This is a genomic window from Providencia hangzhouensis (assembly GCF_029193595.2).
Classification (GTDB): Bacteria; Pseudomonadota; Gammaproteobacteria; order Enterobacterales; family Enterobacteriaceae; genus Providencia; species Providencia hangzhouensis.
Genome location: NZ_CP135052.1, coordinates 3183198 through 3201256 on the forward strand (window position 1 = coordinate 3183198; position 18059 = coordinate 3201256).

The 18059-nt window shown below is 40.4% G+C and carries 16 protein-coding genes; 7 read left to right on the forward strand and 9 right to left on the reverse strand.

Annotated features, from left to right (window positions below; all coding sequences use genetic code 11):
- The first annotated feature begins 2 nt into the window (after positions 1-2).
- From cydC to infA, 3 genes are all read left to right on the forward strand, one after another.
- Complete coding sequence (cydC, locus tag PZ638_RS14450) at positions 3-1745, forward strand: heme ABC transporter ATP-binding protein/permease CydC (RefSeq protein WP_004256352.1); 1743 nt, start codon at positions 3-5, stop codon at positions 1743-1745.
- 7 nt (positions 1746-1752) lie between these two features.
- Complete coding sequence (aat, locus tag PZ638_RS14455) at positions 1753-2454, forward strand: leucyl/phenylalanyl-tRNA--protein transferase (protein ID WP_004256353.1); 702 nt, start codon at positions 1753-1755, stop codon at positions 2452-2454.
- 141 nt (positions 2455-2595) lie between these two features.
- Positions 2596-2814, forward strand: a complete 219-nt coding sequence (gene infA / locus PZ638_RS14460; RefSeq protein WP_004244560.1) for a translation initiation factor IF-1 — start codon at positions 2596-2598, stop codon at positions 2812-2814.
- 60 nt (positions 2815-2874) lie between these two features.
- Here infA and clpA read toward each other — a convergent pair whose 3' ends face one another.
- Both clpA and clpS read right to left on the reverse strand, forming a co-directional pair.
- Positions 2875-5157: an ATP-dependent Clp protease ATP-binding subunit ClpA gene (gene clpA, locus PZ638_RS14465; RefSeq protein ID WP_094960670.1), complete on the reverse strand. Its 2283-nt coding sequence runs from the start codon at positions 5155-5157 to the stop codon at positions 2875-2877.
- 31 nt (positions 5158-5188) lie between these two features.
- Positions 5189-5524 carry an ATP-dependent Clp protease adapter ClpS gene (gene clpS, locus PZ638_RS14470; RefSeq protein WP_377145624.1) on the reverse strand — a complete coding sequence of 112 codons (336 nt, stop codon included), beginning with the start codon at positions 5522-5524 and terminating at the stop codon, positions 5189-5191.
- 378 nt (positions 5525-5902) lie between these two features.
- On the opposite strand from clpS, the gene cspD reads away from it, so the two are divergent.
- Positions 5903-6148, forward strand: coding sequence for a cold shock domain-containing protein CspD (gene cspD / locus PZ638_RS14475; RefSeq protein WP_272674706.1), 246 nt, complete (start codon positions 5903-5905; stop codon positions 6146-6148).
- A 73-nt stretch (positions 6149-6221) separates the two neighbouring features.
- Here the strand turns inward: cspD and PZ638_RS14480 are convergent, their stop codons facing one another.
- From PZ638_RS14480 to PZ638_RS14500, 5 genes are all read right to left on the reverse strand, one after another.
- Positions 6222-7172: a DUF1177 domain-containing protein gene (locus PZ638_RS14480; protein WP_094960668.1), complete on the reverse strand. Its 951-nt coding sequence runs from the start codon at positions 7170-7172 to the stop codon at positions 6222-6224.
- Between the two features lie 251 nt (positions 7173-7423).
- Positions 7424-8176, reverse strand: coding sequence for an IclR family transcriptional regulator (locus PZ638_RS14485; RefSeq protein ID WP_094960667.1), 753 nt, complete (start codon positions 8174-8176; stop codon positions 7424-7426).
- Positions 8173-9006 carry a nitrilase-related carbon-nitrogen hydrolase gene (locus PZ638_RS14490; protein WP_004256366.1) on the reverse strand — a complete coding sequence of 278 codons (834 nt, stop codon included), beginning with the start codon at positions 9004-9006 and terminating at the stop codon, positions 8173-8175. The genes PZ638_RS14485 and PZ638_RS14490 overlap by 4 nt, the downstream gene beginning before the upstream one ends.
- A 10-nt stretch (positions 9007-9016) precedes the next feature.
- The gene (locus tag PZ638_RS14495; RefSeq protein ID WP_275612213.1) at positions 9017-10363 is read right to left on the reverse strand and encodes a purine-cytosine permease family protein; all 1347 of its coding nucleotides are present in this window, start codon (positions 10361-10363) and stop codon (positions 9017-9019) included.
- Positions 10364-10799: 436 nt separating this feature from the next.
- Entirely contained in the window at positions 10800-11495 is a 696-nt protein-coding gene (locus PZ638_RS14500; RefSeq protein ID WP_036957917.1) for a FadR/GntR family transcriptional regulator, read from the reverse strand.
- A 201-nt stretch (positions 11496-11696) separates the two neighbouring features.
- Here PZ638_RS14500 and PZ638_RS14505 point away from each other — a divergent pair, with 201 nt between their 5' ends.
- The 3 genes from PZ638_RS14505 (at position 11697) to PZ638_RS14515 (ending at position 14802) form a co-directional block, all read left to right on the forward strand.
- Positions 11697-12380, forward strand: a complete 684-nt coding sequence (locus PZ638_RS14505) for an RraA family protein (protein WP_144140561.1) — start codon at positions 11697-11699, stop codon at positions 12378-12380.
- Between the two features lie 65 nt (positions 12381-12445).
- Positions 12446-13708 carry an MFS transporter gene (locus PZ638_RS14510; RefSeq protein WP_094960665.1) on the forward strand — a complete coding sequence of 421 codons (1263 nt, stop codon included), beginning with the start codon at positions 12446-12448 and terminating at the stop codon, positions 13706-13708.
- Between the two features lie 29 nt (positions 13709-13737).
- Positions 13738-14802, forward strand: coding sequence for a mannonate dehydratase (locus PZ638_RS14515; RefSeq protein ID WP_206277469.1), 1065 nt, complete (start codon positions 13738-13740; stop codon positions 14800-14802).
- A gap of 63 nt (positions 14803-14865) precedes the next feature.
- On the opposite strand, the gene macB is transcribed toward PZ638_RS14515, so the two are convergent.
- On the reverse strand, positions 14866-16809 hold the full coding sequence (macB, locus tag PZ638_RS14520) for a macrolide ABC transporter ATP-binding protein/permease MacB (RefSeq protein ID WP_140170815.1): 1944 nt from the start codon (positions 16807-16809) through the stop codon (positions 14866-14868).
- 2 nt (positions 16810-16811) lie between these two features.
- Positions 16812-17918 carry a macrolide transporter subunit MacA gene (gene macA, locus PZ638_RS14525; protein WP_094960663.1) on the reverse strand — a complete coding sequence of 369 codons (1107 nt, stop codon included), beginning with the start codon at positions 17916-17918 and terminating at the stop codon, positions 16812-16814.
- Between the last annotated feature and the right edge of the window lie 141 nt (positions 17919-18059).

An 18059-nucleotide genomic window follows, 5' to 3' on the forward strand; every position in this document is an offset into this window, starting at 1 on the left:
TAATGAAAATTTTATTACCTTTCTTAGCCCTTTACCGCCGCCATTGGTTTTTAATTACATTAGGCATTATCTTGGCGATTGTGACCTTACTGGCAAGTATTGGCTTACTTACCCTTTCTGGTTGGTTTTTAGCCGGAACCGCCATTGCTGGTTTTCCGGGTCTTTACTATTTTAATTACATGTTACCCGCTGCGGGTGTCCGTGGTGCCGCTATTTTTCGTACCGCTGGCCGCTATGGAGAACGCCTAGTTAGCCACGATGCTACTTTTAAAGTACTTGCTCATTTACGGGTTTTTGCTTTTAGTAAAGTATTGCCCCTTTCGCCGGGTGGTATCAGTCGTTTTCGTCAAGGGGAGTTACTCAATCGTCTGGTCGCTGACGTAGAGACCCTAGATCACCTCTATTTGCGTGTTTTATCGCCGATCATTACTGCATTTTTTGTTACCTTTGTCCTTATTTTTGGTTTAAGTTATCTCGACCCTCGTCTTGCTTGGACACTGGGTGGCATCATGCTGTTCTTGCTATTTACAATGCCATTTATATTCTATCGTGCAGGAAAACCCATTGGCCGTGAGCTAACCGAATTACGTGGAAGTTATCGCACTATTTTAACCTCCGCACTGCAAGGACAAGCTGAGTTAACATTATTTGGCGCCACTGAACGTTTTCGCCAAAACTTGCTTAATATCGAAAATAAGTGGCAAGTGCGTCAACAACAGCAAGCGGCACTCACTGGGTTATCTCAAGCCATTATTTTATTTGCCTCTGGTGTTACAGCAACACTGCTTCTTTGGATGGCTGCCGACCATGTAGGGGGCGATACAAAACCGGGAGCACTGATTGCTTTATTTGTATTCTGTGCGCTAGCAGCTTTCGAAGCATTAGGCCCTGTTGCTGTTGCCTTCCAACATATGGGTCAAGTGATTGCATCTGCTACTCGCGTTTCCCAATTAATGACCGCAAAACCAGAGGTAACTTTCCCAAGTGAAAGCCCTTCAATCGCAACATTGGAAAACCTGACTGTCGATAATATTTCATTTACCTATCCAGAACAGCCATTTGCCGTTCTTCAAAATGTGTCTTTAACATTAAATAAAGGCCAACACCTTGCTTTATTAGGTAAAACAGGTTGTGGTAAATCCACTCTTCTGCAGTTATTAACCCGTGCTTGGGATGTTGATAGCGGAACCATCTACTTAAATGGCACGCCTATTAACGAATTTAGCGAAAAATCGTTACGTAATATGATGTCTGTAGTACCACAACGGGTTCATGTTTTTAGTGATACATTGCGCAATAATCTATTGCTCGCCAATGAACAAGCGACGGATACCGAATTAAGCGAAGTATTGCAGCAAGTTGGTCTAGGTAATTTATTAGAAAACGAATTAAAGCTTAATGCGTGGATGGGTGAAGGCGGCCGACAACTTTCTGGAGGGGAACAACGCCGCTTAGGTATTGCCCGTGCTTTATTACATAACACACCATTAATTCTAATGGATGAACCAACGGAAGGGCTTGATGCACAAACTGAACAGCAGATTTTAGCACTGTTAAAAGAAAAATGTGCCGATAAGACGTTAATTGTCATTACTCACCGTATGCAGGGCTTAGAGGAAATGGATAACATTTGTGTGATGGATAATGGTAAAATCATCGAACAAGGTACCCATCAAGCGCTGTTAGGTATGCAAGGCCAGTATTATCAGTTCCGCCAGCGCCACTGGGCACAGCAACCGCTCTGAGGCGTATATGTACCAATTAGATGATGACTCCTATTTATTCCCTCCCGTGTCTGAAGCCATGCGGGAGCCCAATGGCTTATTAGCGATTGGCGGAGATCTTTCATCAAAAAGGCTGCAAGCTGCCTATTATGATGGTATCTTTCCTTGGTTTAATCCTGGAGAGATGCCTTTATGGTGGTCTCCGGACCCTAGAGCAGTACTCATGGTTGGTGAACTCCATATTAGCCGGTCAATGAAAAAAGTTTTAAAAAAGCAGACTTATCGCATTACTGTTAACCATGCATTCAAGCAAGTTATTGAAGCTTGTTCTGTACGCCAAGAAGGCACATGGATTTTACCCGAAGTTCAAGCTGGGTATTTAGCGCTACACCAAGCAGGTATGGCGCATTCCATTGAAGCTTGGTATGGCGATAAACTCGTTGGAGGCCTGTATGGCGTGAACATGGGGCACCTATTTTGTGGGGAATCTATGTTCAGTAGAATGAATGATGCATCCAAATTTGCTTTTATTACATTCTATTTTCATTTTTTGCGCTATAATGGGCAACTTTTTGATTGTCAGGTACTTAACCACCATACCGCCTCAATGGGCGCAAAAGAGATATCCCGTAGGGATTTTTTACATATTCTTTATCGGTGGCGTGACAAAGCGATTGACCCCGCCTGCTGGATACCGCAATCGATTGAAATACCGCCAATTTTCGATTAATGAATTTTGGTTTTACATTAATTTTATTCCTTCACTTAAAAATAAAGATCGCGTTAAAATGCGACACTTCTTTACTTAGTGCGGGTTTTTGGGCATTATCTTGCCCGTTAAAAATCACGGTTATTAAACTTAGAGGATTAGATGGCCAAAGAAGACAATATTGAAATGCAGGGCACAGTTTTAGATACCCTGCCAAACACAATGTTCCGTGTTGAACTGGAAAACGGTCACGTGGTGACTGCTCATATTTCTGGAAAAATGCGTAAAAACTATATCCGCATCCTGACAGGCGACAAGGTAACTGTAGAGTTAACACCTTATGACCTGAGCAAAGGCCGAATCATTTTCCGTAGCCGTTGATATTCTCTTCAGGCAAGGCCTGACAACCACAGGTGCATTGATACACCTGTGGTCTATTCGTCAGAATACCGCATCCTCCGGAGAGGCCTTGTGCACGCTACTGAAGCTGTATGTCAGTGTGTTACTTTTTTCATCAAGCCCGATACTTACAGAGCCACCATTGGTTAGTGAACCAAATAACAACTCGTTTGCTAATGGTTTTTTCAGGTTATCCTGAATGGTGCGAGCCATAGGTCGGGCACCCATCGCTTTATCATAACCTTTTTCACACAACCAGCGGCGAGCCGCGGCGCTAACTTCAATTGATACACCCTTTTCATCAAGCTGAACTTGTAATTCCACAATAAACTTATCAACGACTTGCGTAATAATTTCTGGAGTTAATGAGTTAAACCAAATGATACCATCAAGGCGGTTGCGAAATTCTGGTGAGAACGCCTTTTTGATTTCAGACATCGCATCAGTGCTATTATCTTGCTCAGCAAAACCAATAGAACGACGCTGAGTTTCTTGCACCCCAGCGTTGGTTGTCATTACCACAACAACATTACGGAAATCCGCCTTACGACCGTTATTGTCTGTTAACGTTCCGTGGTCCATTACCTGTAAAAGAATATTAAACACATCTGGATGCGCTTTTTCGATTTCATCTAACAGCACCACTGAATGCGGATGTTTGATAACCGCATCGGTCAGTAAACCACCTTGGTCAAAGCCAACATAGCCAGGAGGCGCACCAATTAAGCGGCTAACCGTGTGACGCTCCATATATTCAGACATATCAAATCGCAGCAATTTGATATCCAACGCTTTCGCTAACTGGACAGTTACTTCAGTTTTACCCACCCCTGTTGGACCGGCAAATAAGAAAGAACCCACAGGTTTATTTTCTAACCCTAAACCTGCCCGATTCATTTTGATTGCCTCAGACAATGAATCTATCGCTTTGTCTTGTCCAAACACTAACATTTTCAAACGAGAGTCGAGTGTCTTGAGTTTATCTTTATCGCTTGAGGAAACCGTTTTTTCAGGAATACGGGCGATACGCGCCACAACTGTTTCAATTTCAGGCACACCAATGGTTTTTTTACGCTTACTTGGTGCAACCAGTCGCGTTCGCGCCCCGGCCTCATCAATCACGTCAATGGCTTTATCTGGCAAATGCCTGTCGGTGATATATTTAATGGATAAATCCACCGCCGCTTGGATCGCTTTTGCGGTATAACGAACATCATGATGAGCTTCATACTTAGGCTTCAACCCATTGATGATACGAATTGTTTCTTCGGGAGTTGGTTCTACAATATCAATTTTCTGGAAACGACGAGCCAACGCTCTATCTTTCTCAAAAATACTGCCAAATTCTTGGTATGTTGTTGAACCAATAACACGAATTCGACCACTTGATAGCAACGGTTTAATTAAGTTCGCTGCGTCAACTTGCCCACCAGACGCGGCTCCTGCACCGATGATAGTGTGAATTTCATCAATAAATAAAATGCTCTTGGGATCTTTTTCCAGCATTTTTAATAATGCTTTGAAACGTTTCTCAAAATCACCACGGTATTTGGTTCCAGCCAATAATGAACCAATATCTAATGAATAAATTGTGCAGCCTTTCATTACGTCAGGTACATCATCTTGCTCAATACGCCATGCTAGCCCTTCAGCAATCGCAGTTTTACCGACACCTGACTCACCAACTAATAGCGGGTTATTTTTACGACGGCGGCACAATACTTGAATCGTACGCTCTAATTCAGCCTGACGTCCAACCAGAGGGTCGATATTCCCTTTCTTGGCCTGCTGGTTCAAGTTGGTCGTAAAGTTGTCCATATGGTCTTCTGGGACCGGCTGCTCTTCGTTTTGCACACTATTAGAGGAGATATCTTGTTCTGATGACGACTCTTCGCCTTTTATCGTGCCATGAGAAATATAATTAACTACATCTAAACGGCTTACATCATGCTTACGTAATAAATACGCAGCTTGGGACTCTTGCTCACTAAAAATCGCGACCAATACGTTTGCACCGCTGACTTCGTTGCGCCCAGATGATTGCACATGAAAAACAGCGCGCTGTAATACACGCTGAAAACTCAACGTAGGCTGGGTGTCTCTGCTATCATTTTCGGGTAACAAAGGTGTAGTTTGCGCGATGAAGTGTTCAAGTTCTTGACGTAATGCAACAAGATCAACCTTACAAGCATCTAAAGCTTCGCGAGCAGAGATATTACTCAGTAACGCTAGCAATAGGTGCTCTACAGTCATAAACTCATGGCGACTGTCTTTCGCTTTCGTAAAAGCTACGTTTAAACTAAGCTCCAGTTCTTGATTGAGCATAAGCACCTCCCAAAATTGATATTAAGCCAAATTAGACTTTCTCTATAGTGCAAAGCAAAGGGTACTCATGTTCACGAGCAAAAGTATTAACTTGCGCCGCTTTCGTTTCAGCAACCTCTGCAGTAAAAATTCCACAAACTCCCTTTCCTTGAATATGGACATCTAACATTATCTGTGTAGCGCGTTCTTCATCAAAAGAAAAGTATTTTTGTAACACTTCGACAACAAAATCCATCGGGGTGTAATCGTCATTATTTAATAGCACCTTATACATCGATGGTGGCTGTAAGGTTTGTTCTATTTCATCTTTAAAAATGACGTCAGTTTTAAATGTGCCCAGAAAATCACTCATTGCTTTCTTGCTCAGTGTTTAACTTCAATTTAAGCATAGTCTTTATTATCAACGATTTCTATCAATCATATTGATAACATCATAAAACTATACCATTTAGTTACTATGCTGTTTTTTGTCTATATTGCATCAAGCGACAGTGTATCATGGGAATCACCTTTGCTTCCATGGTTAGCAATCTGTGAGCCATATCAAATATTATAGAAAATGAGCGCTATTGATTAGCGAATTCTTAACACTTTCCAGCAATTCCTGAACCCTACCTCTTGACCTTAGAAGGTAATTTATTACAGTATATTTTACGAACAAATAACATCGTATTTATACTTATTTTGTATGTGTTTTTTATACATCGTTCTAAATGCAAATACTGGTAAATTTGAAGGATAAAATATGGAGACGGGTATCGTTAAGTGGTTCAATAACGCAAAAGGCTTTGGTTTTATTTGCCCGGCTGATGGCGGAGAAGATATTTTTGCTCATTATTCCTGTATCCAAATGGACGGTTACAGGACACTAAAAGCAGGCCAGAAAGTTCAATTTAGTGTGACTATTGGCCCAAAAGGTAATCATGCAGACCTCATTGTTCCTATTAAAAATGAGGATGTTCCAGACAACACAACAGAATCGAATTTATAGCTCACCAATAGAGCACAGTTAATTATTTTAATAACACTGACAACGCTAATAATTAACTGTGACTATTTATAAATTAATCATTTTTTGCTGCATTATTACCTGCTGTTTGCAGGTGTGACATATCACCATACAATGACGTCAATAAATCATATTGTTCAACATCATAAAACGCACATTGTTTTCCTGTGAATGCTTTAGCCACTTCTATCATAAATTTTACAGTAGCCGCAATATCAACCTCATGGCTAGCCCCTGTAGAGCAACCTGGTACTACCGTTTCTGAGCAAATAGCGACACCAACCACTGGTGCAGATGTTGATACCGCAGGTTGTAATATACTGTTGATATGATGTAGACCATTACCATATGGCGTAATGTCTTGAATTGATAATGGAAATGTCACCGCTTTTTGGCCACTACTCCACTCCATCAAACGAATTAAATCCTCTGATACAGGTAAAATATAACCATTTTTTACTGTTGGAGACAGTGCATACCCTTTATGATTGAGTAAACGATTTCCCTTCGTGGTATCTACGGACAAAATAGCATCCGCTTCAGGGATCGCCTCATGTTGATTCATCGTGGCATCTTCAAGGGGCGAGTCCATAAAATCAACAGGTGTATGCGGACGTGTTGGCGCATTTGGGCAAATATGGGTCGTGACCACGACATCACCGAGTAACTGGTCACCCTTTTCATGCATTTGTGCCAGTTTAAGCGCTGCTGCAAGTGCGGCAATCGCACCATCTGCATCAGACACAACACCTATTCGAGAAGGCCTAGCACCAATTCCACCTAAACGCCCGATGATTCCCAGTGTTGGCGCATCTTTATGCTGTGATTTACCTTGTGTTCCTGGAATAAGAATGCGAACAAAGTCACTTTGTCCTTTGTGATCCTTAACCGTTTTAGACATGACTTCAATGTGTGGGAAATCTTGGAACAATGCAACAATGTCTTCACCTTTAACACTAGCGCAATCGATTAGATCATATACGCAAAGAGTTTGTTTTAGACTCATTGTACTTCCTTTAATTTTAATTATTTTTTATGAGAGTAAAGAGCTACTTTGAGATTAACTCGCATAGAATAGCGAGTTAATCTCATTTCACTCTAGATGGAATCTCACGTAATAGAGGTTCCATTTTTCCTGATGAAGGCGTATTCACGCACTTAAAATGCTAACAATATTAAATATTTATAATTTACTATTTACTTCAACTACTTACTTCAACTACTTACTACTTTTTGCTTTTATAACATGAAATAATCTCATGACTTATTCATGCTTTTTTGCAACCAATACGGGTCACCCACCATACACCCAAGATAAGCGGCTTTATGACAAAGGCTCTTAGATAACTGCACCATAACCTCATCATTCATTTGTGCAGCAGGCAAACTTAAACACAAGGCATATAACGTATTTTGTGCAGGGTCGAACACCGTGCTGGATATGGAAGCGACTCCAGCAACGGATTCATCCATCGATAATTCCCAGCCACGATCTGCCACTAAGTCCAAACGCTCGACTAATTTACCCCGTTCTTCTTTTGGTTCACGGTCGATAATTTTTGACCGCTCATTTAGCGGTAACCTTGCTAATAGTGCACGCCCCGTTGACGTTCCCAGTATGGGTAAGCGGGTACCCGGTTGAGTGATCACTTGCAGCATGCTATTACCAAAACGAGCATGAACAACACGAACCATATCATCATCAAGTGCTGACACATAACTGGTAAACCCACTATCTTTCGCAAGTTCATCAAGTGCTTCAAGCATCATATCGATTAGCGGGTTCATCCCCCTAGCCCGATGAGCTAATTCCATAATCAGCAAACCAGGTCGATATATCGGTGCATTGTTTTTCTTTTCCAGCAATCCGAGTTCAGCCATTTGCTTTAAAAGACGGGAGGCCGAGCTTTTTGGCATACCTAATTCATTAACCAACGTTGTCACCGTCAGTTCATTACCTGAACGTAAGAACAATTGGTAAACATCAACCACGCTAGATAAAATACTCATGACCCTAAACCTTGGGTTAATACACTGTAGCTTTGTGGCTTTCTGTCTCTCAGATAAGGCACTTTTAAACGTGTATGGGCTTGGTTTAAAAAATCAACCTCACCGATTAATAGCTCTTCGCCCTCACAGCTCGCTTCACAAAGTACTTGGCCGCGAGGACCTAAAACCTTGCTACCACCAAATAAATGCAGATCTTCTTCATGACCCCAACGGTTCACTGCAAGTAAGTGAGTTCCATTTTCTAGTGCTCGACAGGCGCTATTAATATCCCATACATCTCGGTCTTGAACACACCAAGCTGAAGGGGCTAATAACAATTCCGCGCCTTGTAATGTTAAAATTCGTGCGACTTCTGGAAAACCCATGTCATAGCAAATCATGATACCGATTTTACCGATCGGCGTTTCAAACACAGGGAAACTATCACCTCGTCCAAACCATTGTTTTTCTATGCCGAAAGCATGAACTTTACGAAAAACACCACTAATACCCTCACACCCTGGGTTCCAAACACCGACAGAGTTATAGATATCGCCTAAATATTCACCGCGCTCAACAAAACCGCTAACAATAGTGATATTTAAACGAGTAGCAAGTTCGCTAAATAGCGTATAAGTTTCACTTCCGATGGAATCGCTTAAATCCCACAACTTAGTGGTCAGTAAGTCACCACGATAACCCGTTGTCGCCAGCTCAGGGAAACAAATCAGTTTTGCTCCTGAATCTGCGGCTTGTTGGCACAACTGTGCCATGCGTTGTAAATTATTGGTTTTATTGCCAAGTTCTGAATCAAACTGAGCCAGAGCAACTTTAACTTTTGTACCCGACATTGTTTAATCCTTAATCTAAATGAGAGACTTTGCGAAAGTGTACCGTTTCAACACCTCTCGCTTTCGCCTGCCAGCGCATGCCTATCCAATAAGCAACTGCACCAGTAATCAAAGAGTTAAGCGCTGGGATACCGTAGTCTGCATGCAGTGGACCTAACTCTGATGTCCCCCACCCAACCAGTACTGCGATCACCCACACCACGAGTGTTACTGGGTTATATGCTTCACAGCTCGGTGGTAATATGCCTTGCTCTCGAGTGATATCTAATTCTTTGCGATCACGTTTTAACAAGTAATAGTCAACAACCATAATCCCTGCGACAGGAGGAATGGCTATTCCTAAGTAAATTAAGAAACCGATAAAGTTATCTAAGATCCCTAACATTGAAGCGATTGTGCCAAAGATACCAATCACCCACGTTAAATAACGACGGTCAAAACGCTTATTAAATATGGCATTTAACAGTGTTGAATAACCTAACGATGATGAATACAAATTGATATCATTCATTTTTATTGTTGAGAAGATAACAATCGATGCACCTAATAGGCCTGTCAGCGCCATCATTAAATCAAATACTTGGCTTGTACGTAATGACAGCGCCATTAGTACCGCTATCATATTGACCAGTAACTCACCAAAAAATGTGCCGATAAGCGTCATCCAAAACACATCTTTAGGCCCTTTCATGAAACGGCTGATATCGGGTGTTGTCACTGCTGCAATAATAAAACCACCAGCAACCATTGTGATGGCCGCAGGCATAGTCATTAATGGCCCGGCGGGTTCAGTGTCATTAATAAGCGTACCAATATCTTGACCTGATAATAAATTATATGTCGCCCAGCCTAACGCGAATAAAAATAGCGGCGTTGAGATATTGGCAGTAATAGATAAAAATCGATACCCATATACTGTTATAACCGTCACCGCAATACCTGTAATAAGTGACCAAGTCCCTGGTGTTAGCACATTAGTCGCTTTATACATTCCATCCGCAAAGAAACCATTTTGGACGCCAAACCAGCCCATTAAGGAGATAGCAATTGCGCCACCAATGAGTGCTGAGCCTAACTTACCAAAACCCGCCCACCGAGACAGTAGGCTGATTGACATTCCTTCGCGGCACGCAGCCGCTCCAAGCCCCCAGCTGACAACCTGTAAAATTACAGATCCAAGCATCGTTGCCCAAAACGCCTGCCAAAAAGTTAACCCATACCCAAGAGCCGCACCTAACATAACTTGTGAAACACAAGCTAGTGCGCCAATTCGTAGAATTAACACTTCATAGAACGGCCTACGAGCACTTTGGGGTACCCGAGCCAAAGAATAATCTTCACCTGCTTTATTCGCCATATCGCACCTGCTGTGTGGTTGTCTTTGCTTAGTTTTTTACTGGCTTTATTATAAGTTCCATTATATGGAACTAGGTTTCATTTATTCTACAAGGCAAATCATATCCATGATCGATACCAATTCGCAAGTAGAATTTATCTTTTCAGACAGTTTTTTATTATGAAATATTTTAAGAAACGAGGGAATATACAGACTGAAAAAAATATTATCGGGAAATGAAGGAGTTAAAAATAACGCATTTAATTAGCAGAATTTAATTGAGGAACTTGGTTCCGAAAAATGGGACTATCCCTAAATCAAATTATTTACAAGCAGATGATTCACATATTGATAATTGACCTTAAAGCTGAGTTACACAGAAAGTAGAGCGAAGGAATTTAGCTTATCCTTCGCCACTCAAAAATCTCACTAAGAAAAATTATTATGGGTGGCTGATCTAAAAACTATCCATGGTTAACTTAAAGTGAGTATCCATCTTTAACCCAGTTGCCACAAAGTCTTGTTTTTCAATTGACTCTAAAATATCAAAATGAATATCAATGATCTTTTTATGTTCATCATGGTTGTTTTGGTTTAATAAACCAGCTGAAATAGAACCACCTAATGCGCCTCTTAATGCTTTTAGCATCAATGCATATAACGGATTTTGTGACATTTCAGCTAATGTTAAGTGGAAATCAATATCACTCTCAATGAACAAATCCCAATCATTAGAACTCAACAAGGATTTCCTCATTTTATCTGCAATTTTTCTTAACTTGATATAATCATTTTTATTTCCATGCATTGCAGCCAACACTGCAGAATCAACTTCAATCGCACGTCGAAGGCCTAAGATTTGCTGATAATTAACCTGCTGAGTCACAATGGCATGGTTAAAAATAGTTTCTAACGGGTTTGAGTTAATTTTTTGTATTTTAGGTTTTTTGCCACTACTAATATCTAAAATACCTAATATAGAAAGGCTTTGAAAAGCCTCTCTAACCACCCCCCTGCTCACCCCTAAACGTTCAATAATCTCTTTTTCACTTGGTATTTCATCACCTGGATTTAGATTTGATTGAGATATTAAAGATAGAACATAGCTTCTAACTTGTTCTGAAAGTGTTTGTTTTTCAATTAAAGGATGCAATCTAACCCCCAAAATTAGCAATATCCATTTGATTTAAAATCAAAAAAATAATCTTCCTGTGATTAAAACAATAATAAAACTAGAGTCGTATCACAAAACCTATATTAACCCTCTTTTAATATTAAGGCTAGACTGTTAGCCTGTATGACAGGTTGACAGCCAAACAGGAAGATTAAGACCTTAGATACATAGGAATATGAAATGAATAAAGATAATGATTTGTTTGACAAGATTAAAAAGGTATTACCCGTAGCTCTTCTAGGGGATATTTTAGATGAAATAGGATTACACCATCAGTTCTTACCTCCTATACTCAAACCTTTATCTGAGGATATGAAGATTGTAGGTCGAGCAATGCCTGTACTAGAAGCTGATTACATGTTACCGCCTGACGTTACATCTAATGGGCCACTAGGAAATAAAGATTTCGGTATTATGTTTGAAGCACTAGATAGCTTAAAGGAAGGTGAAGTTTATATCGCTTCCGGTTCTTCGCATAATTACGCCCTGTGGGGTGGATTAATGTCGACAAGAGCTAAAAAACTTAACGCTGCGGGCGCTATTATTTATGGCTATTCAAGAGATAAGAGAGAAATACTAGAACTTGATTTCCCTGTATTTTCATTAGGTAGTTATGCTCAAGATCAAAAAATAAGAGGTAAAGTATTAGATTATCGAGTTCCAATCAAAATCAATAATATTTTAATTGAACCAGGTGATTTAATTGTTGCCGATGAAGAAGGCGTATTAATTATTCCTAAAAATGTAGAGTCTTACGTTATTGAACATGCATTTGAAAAACAAAAAATGGAGAATAAAGTACAAAAAGAAATAGCGAATGGAATGGGTGCTGTAGAAGCATATAATAAATTTGGCGTCATGTGATAAACATAAAATAGATATGTCTATTAAATTGAATAATAAACATATCATTATATCAAAGGTGATTTATGTTTAAAAAAATAAGATGGAATTTAGTTTTATTTATTTCTCTTGGAGGAATGATAAACTATATGGATCGCTCTGCATTTGCTATTGCAGCTCCTGTTTTTTCTAAAGATTTAAACTTAACACCAAGTGAAATGGGTATACTTTTCAGTAGTTTTTCTATTGGATATGCTTTATTTAATTTCATTGGCGGATACGCATCAGATAAATATGGTCCCAAAAAGGTTTTTGCCGTAAGTATGGCTCTTTGGTCTATCTTTTGCGGCATGATCGGGGTAACTGTTGGTTTTATCTCTATGCTTATTATCCGAACTTTATTTGGTGCAGCTGAAGGCCCCTTTGCAGCAACACTCAATAAAATGGTTAATAACTGGTTCCCTAAAAAAGAAGTTGCTACTGCTATAGGTATAGCAACTGCTGGTAATCCAATAGGTGGAGCTATTGCTGGCCCTATAATGGGAATATTAATAATTACAACTGGTTGGCGTGTTGCATTTTTTATACTTGCTGCAATAGGCTTTATATGGCTAATTGGGTGGTTAAAAATAGCTAAAGATAAACCGGAACAACATAAAAAAATATCAAAAGAAGAATTAGAATATATTTTATCTGACGATAATAATGTAGAATCAAAAACCACAAATACTATATCTAAACCATTATCTTTTTATATAAAGAGTCCGACTATATTAGCAACAACTCTTGCATTCTTCAGTTTGAATTATATTTTATTTTTCTTTTTATCATGGTTTCCGAGTTACTTATCTAATGTTCAAAATCTCAGTATAAAAGATATGAGTATAGTAAGTATTATACCTTGGCTATTAGGTGCTATTGGAATGGCTCTAGGGGGAATACTTTGTGACTTTGTTTTAAAGAAAACAAATAAACCATTATTCTCCAGAAAAATCGTGTTGGTTAGTTGTCTAGGAATATCGGCAATCCTTGTCTTTCTTGTCGGTAATGTTACTCGTGTTGAAAGTGCCGTAGCACTCATGGCATTCGGAATATTTTTCTTATATTTATCTGCTACAACCTATTGGGCAATTCTACAAGATACCGTTGCAAAAAATAATATTGGTGCAGTTGGTGGATTTGTACACGCAATGGCAAATGTTGCCGGAATTTTAGGCCCTATTATTACAGGCTATATCATTGAATGGTCTGGAATGTATAGCATCGCATTTTTTGTGGCAGGTGGAATCGGTATTGTTGGCGCAATCAGTGTCGCATTATATGTAAAACCACTAAATCTCACTAACTAAGAAATTTTCAAATTAAAAGGTTAATAATTATGAAACTAGGATTTGGTTTATATCGACATATGCTTAATGATGAACATTATGCTTTTGCAAAACAATGTGGAGCAACTCATATCGTTGTTCATATGGTCGACTACTTTAACAGTAATGAACGATTTTCACGTAGCGACCAGCCAATTGGCGATAATGATGGCTGGGGAACGGCTGTTGGTGATGTCTGGACAGTAGATGAACTAATAAAAATCCGTGACCGGATGCAAGAGTTTGGCTTAACATTTTATGCAATTGAAAATTTCGACCCTTGCCACTGGGATGATATTTTGTTTGACGGTCCTAAAAAATTAGAACAGCTTGAAGTCGTCAAAAACATTATTAGAAATGTAGGGAAAGCAGGTATTCCTGTCTTTGGATATAATTTCAGTCTGGCAGGAGTCGCAGGGCGAGTTATCGAAAACAAAGCACGAGGAGGTGCTCAAACTGTTGGTTTATCTGGCATCAACGAAGACATTCTAGAGCCAATGCCGGATAATATGGCATGGAATATGAAAATCAATAACCATAGTGCTGGTTATCGTCCTGAAACAACAACAGAGCAACTCTGGGAAAGGTTAACCTGGTTCTTAAACCATATTATCCCTGTCGCTGAAGAAGCAGGCGTTCGCCTAGCTGCTCATCCAGACGATCCTCCACTAGAGTTTGTCAGAGGTCAACCAAGGCTCGTCAATCAACCTCACTTATATCAAAAATTACTAGATATAAAACCAAGTAAATCAAATGCGCTAGAGTTTTGTCTTGGAACCATTGCCGAAATGTCTGAGGGCAACGTTTACGAAGCAGTACAACAATATGCAAGTCAAGATGCGATGGCATACGTCCATTTTAGGAACGTTAAAGGTAAAGTGCCACACTATCATGAAACCTTCATTGATGAGGGCGATATTGATATGTTGAAGGTATTAGCAATATTAAAAGAAAATAATTATACAGGTGTATTAATCCCTGACCATACGCCACAAATGTCATGTGATGCGCCATGGCACGCAGGTATGGCTTATGCGATGGGATATATGCAAGCATTACTTAAAGTACTGAAATAATATATAAATAATGCTCCATGCACTATTTTGATAAATGTGCATGGAGAGCTTTATACGAACAATTTATTCCCTCGCCAACGCATCAATTGGGTTCAAGCGAGCTGCATTTCGAGCAGGTAAAAAGCCAAAAATAATGCCAATGGCTGTTGAACAAACAAAGGCACTGACTAATGCCACCGGGTCAAAAGAAAAAGTCCAGCCTGGTAGTGCCATTTGAGCCAATAAACTAATCCCATACGATAGGCCAATCCCCATCAACCCGCCCATTAAACAGACTAGTACGGCTTCGATAAGAAATTGCTGCATCACATCGCTAGTCCTAGCCCCTACCGCCATGCGAATACCAATTTCTCGCGTCCTTTCGGTAACAGAAACCAGCATAATATTCATCACACCAATACCACCAACCACCAGCGAAATAACCGCGACTAACGTTAGAAACAGTTGCATAGTCTGGGTGGTTTTTTCCGCTGTTTTTACAAAAGTGTCAAGGTTATAGGTGAAAATATCCTTTTTACCATGGCGCAACGTGAGTAAGCGGGTCAGTTGCTGTTCTACCGTTTTCGCATCGTAACCGTCTTTCACCCTAACAACAAAGCTCTCATAGTATGGACGGTTCAGAATTTTACTATTCACCGTAGTATCCGGTAACCAAACCGATAGCGACTTACTCGAACCAAAAGTCGATTTTTTCTCTTCAAGCACACCGATAACCGTTACAGGCATATTACCAATGAGCAAAGTTTCGCCAATAACATTTTCTTGTTTAGGGAAAAAGCGGCGCTTAGTATTGGCATCAATAACCACCACTTGTGCGCGCTTATCCACCATATCTTGCGTGAAACTCATACCTTCTGAAAATTTAGAGGCATAAACATTAAAATAATCCCGACCAACACCGGTGAGCTGTGCCGAAGCGTCAACATTCCCTTTTCTTAAGCGTGTTGAGTGGTTGAGCTCGCCAGAAATCGCGTACACATAAGGCTGTTTTGCTAATGCATCAATATCTGAGGCTCTTAAGGACTGACGATTTTTTGCATCATCGTACCCAAAGTCTTCCCCTGGATAAATTGAAATGGTATTCGTCCCGATTGATTTTATATCATTAAGGACCATACCTTGAGCAGCATCACCGATCACCATTATTGATACCACCGACGCAATGCCAATGATAATCCCCAGCATAGTCAGCAATGTACGCATCTTATTAACGACCATGGCACGCCAAGCCATTAATAAGGCCTCACTAAACCGCCCATACGCCTGAGCTAAAGAGAATTTTCGTGGGGGAGCTTTTGGTAATGAATTTGTTCGTTTCGTGGCTTTGCTACCCGAGTCATTCAAAATCTCGCCATCTTTAATTTCGATAATACGTTCCGCTTGTTGAGCAATTTCAGGGTCATGCGTGACAATAATTACGGTATGCCCTTGGGCACAGAGGTCTTTTAAAATATTCATGACCTCTTCCCCCGAATGGCTATCCAGTGCTCCTGTTGGCTCATCCGCGAGAATTATCTGCCCACCATTCATAAGAGCGCGAGCAATACTCACGCGCTGTTGTTGCCCACCAGACAACTGACTTGGGCGATAATCAACTCGCTCCCCTAACCCTAGACGCTGTAATAGCTGGGCTGCTCGCTCACGACGTTGGTTTTTACCCGCCCCTGCATACACCGCAGGCACCTCAACATTTTGTTCCGCGCTTAAATGACTCAGTAAATGGTAACGTTGAAAAATAAAGCCAAAATGCTCTCGGCGCAGTTCTGCCAATTGGTCGTTATCTAACGTTGCAACGCTTTGACCATCAATGCAATAATTCCCTTCAGTTGGTTTATCTAAGCACCCAATAATATTCATGAGCGTGGATTTACCTGAACCAGAAGCACCAATAATCGCCACCATCTCACCTGCATTAATTTGCAGTGAGACATTTTTTAAGACTGTAACTTGGTTTTCGCCTTCCCCGTAGCGGCGAGTGATCCCTTGAAGATCAATTAACGCAGACATAGTTAGTATTCCGTCTCGCTATGGCCAATGACCACTTTGTCACCTTCATTTAGGCCTTTGGTAATTTCCACATACACATCATTTCGACCACCAATTTCAACGTGTTTTTTCTCGACTTTATTGCCTTGAAGGATATCCACTTCATAGGTTTGTGGTGAAATTTCATTGCCTAATGCAGATAGCGGTAGTAACAGAACATTTTTACGTGACTCTAATTCAATAGTGACCTGAGCGGTCATTTGTAATTTCAATAAATGTTGCGGATTGGGTACCTCAAAGCGCGCATAATAGAAAATGGCATCATTGATTTTTTCAGGTGTTGGTAAAATATCTTTTAGTTGCCCTGAGAATTTTTTATCTGGAGCGCCTAAGACGGTAAACGAGGCATCTTGCCCAGGCTCCAAATAAATCACATCGGCTTCAGAAACTTCCGCTTTTACTAGCATCGTGTCTAAATCCGCAAGTGTTAAAATCGTTGGTGCTTCCTGAGCAGCAATAACCGTCTGCCCTTGTAATGTTTTAATAAAGGTGACAATGCCATCCATTGGAGCCGTAATTTGAGTGTATTTCAAATTTGTTTTTGCCGAATCTAAAGTGGCTTGGTTACGCTTAATTTGCGCTTGATAAGTGGCAACTTGCGCTTTTTTCACTTCTACATCAGTTTTGGCTTTATCAAGCTCTTGTTGGGAAACGGCTTGCTGTTTCGCTAGGCTTAAATGACGTTGATAAGTCAGTTGAGCAAGGCGAAGTTCCGCTTGAACTAATGATAGATTCGCTTCAAGTTCACGAGTCATCGCTTCAGACTCAGTCACATCATTTTGGGCTTTTTTCGGGTCAATAACGGCTAATAAATCACCTTTTTTAACATAATCACCCTCTTTAACATACAGAGTTTGTAGTTGCCCACTCACTTGAGCCCCCACATCGACTTTACGTACAGCGTCAAGTTTTCCCGTTGCCAGCACTTGTTTATCTAAATCGCCTCGAGTGACATCTACGGTTTGAAAAACCTCTTCTTCCTCACGATTAAAAAGAAACCCAGCAGTGACTAGGGCAACAATAATGATTGCCAAATAAATCGGCCACTTTTTCTTAGGCTTTGCCTTCATGTTTATTCGCTTCCTATGAACAAAAAGAGGGCATTGCCCTCTAAGATCGCTGACAACTTGTAAAAGGAGGTGACTTTCCAATTTGTTGCCAGCTAAAAACTAATGATCAAATTATATATCACTTAAGTTATCAATTGATTC

Bases quoted from the DNA above. Each gene is read 5' to 3' on its own strand.
- cydC (WP_004256352.1), top strand. From the start codon at position 3: ATGAAAATTTTATTACCTTTCTTAGCCCTTTACCGCCGCCATTGGTTT.
- aat (WP_004256353.1), top strand. From the start codon at position 1,753: ATGTACCAATTAGATGATGACTCCTATTTATTCCCTCCCGTGTCTGAA.
- infA (WP_004244560.1), top strand. From the start codon at position 2,596: ATGGCCAAAGAAGACAATATTGAAATGCAGGGCACAGTTTTAGATACC.
- clpA (WP_094960670.1), bottom strand. From the start codon at position 5,157: ATGCTCAATCAAGAACTGGAGCTTAGTTTAAACGTAGCTTTTACGAAA.
- cspD (WP_272674706.1), top strand. From the start codon at position 5,903: ATGGAGACGGGTATCGTTAAGTGGTTCAATAACGCAAAAGGCTTTGGT.
- PZ638_RS14480 (WP_094960668.1), bottom strand. From the start codon at position 7,172: ATGAGTCTAAAACAAACTCTTTGCGTATATGATCTAATCGATTGCGCT.
- PZ638_RS14485 (WP_094960667.1), bottom strand. From the start codon at position 8,176: ATGAGTATTTTATCTAGCGTGGTTGATGTTTACCAATTGTTCTTACGT.
- PZ638_RS14490 (WP_004256366.1), bottom strand. From the start codon at position 9,006: ATGTCGGGTACAAAAGTTAAAGTTGCTCTGGCTCAGTTTGATTCAGAA.
- PZ638_RS14495 (WP_275612213.1), bottom strand. From the start codon at position 10,363: ATGGCGAATAAAGCAGGTGAAGATTATTCTTTGGCTCGGGTACCCCAA.
- PZ638_RS14505 (WP_144140561.1), top strand. From the start codon at position 11,697: ATGAATAAAGATAATGATTTGTTTGACAAGATTAAAAAGGTATTACCC.
- PZ638_RS14510 (WP_094960665.1), top strand. From the start codon at position 12,446: ATGTTTAAAAAAATAAGATGGAATTTAGTTTTATTTATTTCTCTTGGA.
- PZ638_RS14515 (WP_206277469.1), top strand. From the start codon at position 13,738: ATGAAACTAGGATTTGGTTTATATCGACATATGCTTAATGATGAACAT.
- macB (WP_140170815.1), bottom strand. From the start codon at position 16,809: ATGTCTGCGTTAATTGATCTTCAAGGGATCACTCGCCGCTACGGGGAA.
- macA (WP_094960663.1), bottom strand. From the start codon at position 17,918: ATGAAGGCAAAGCCTAAGAAAAAGTGGCCGATTTATTTGGCAATCATT.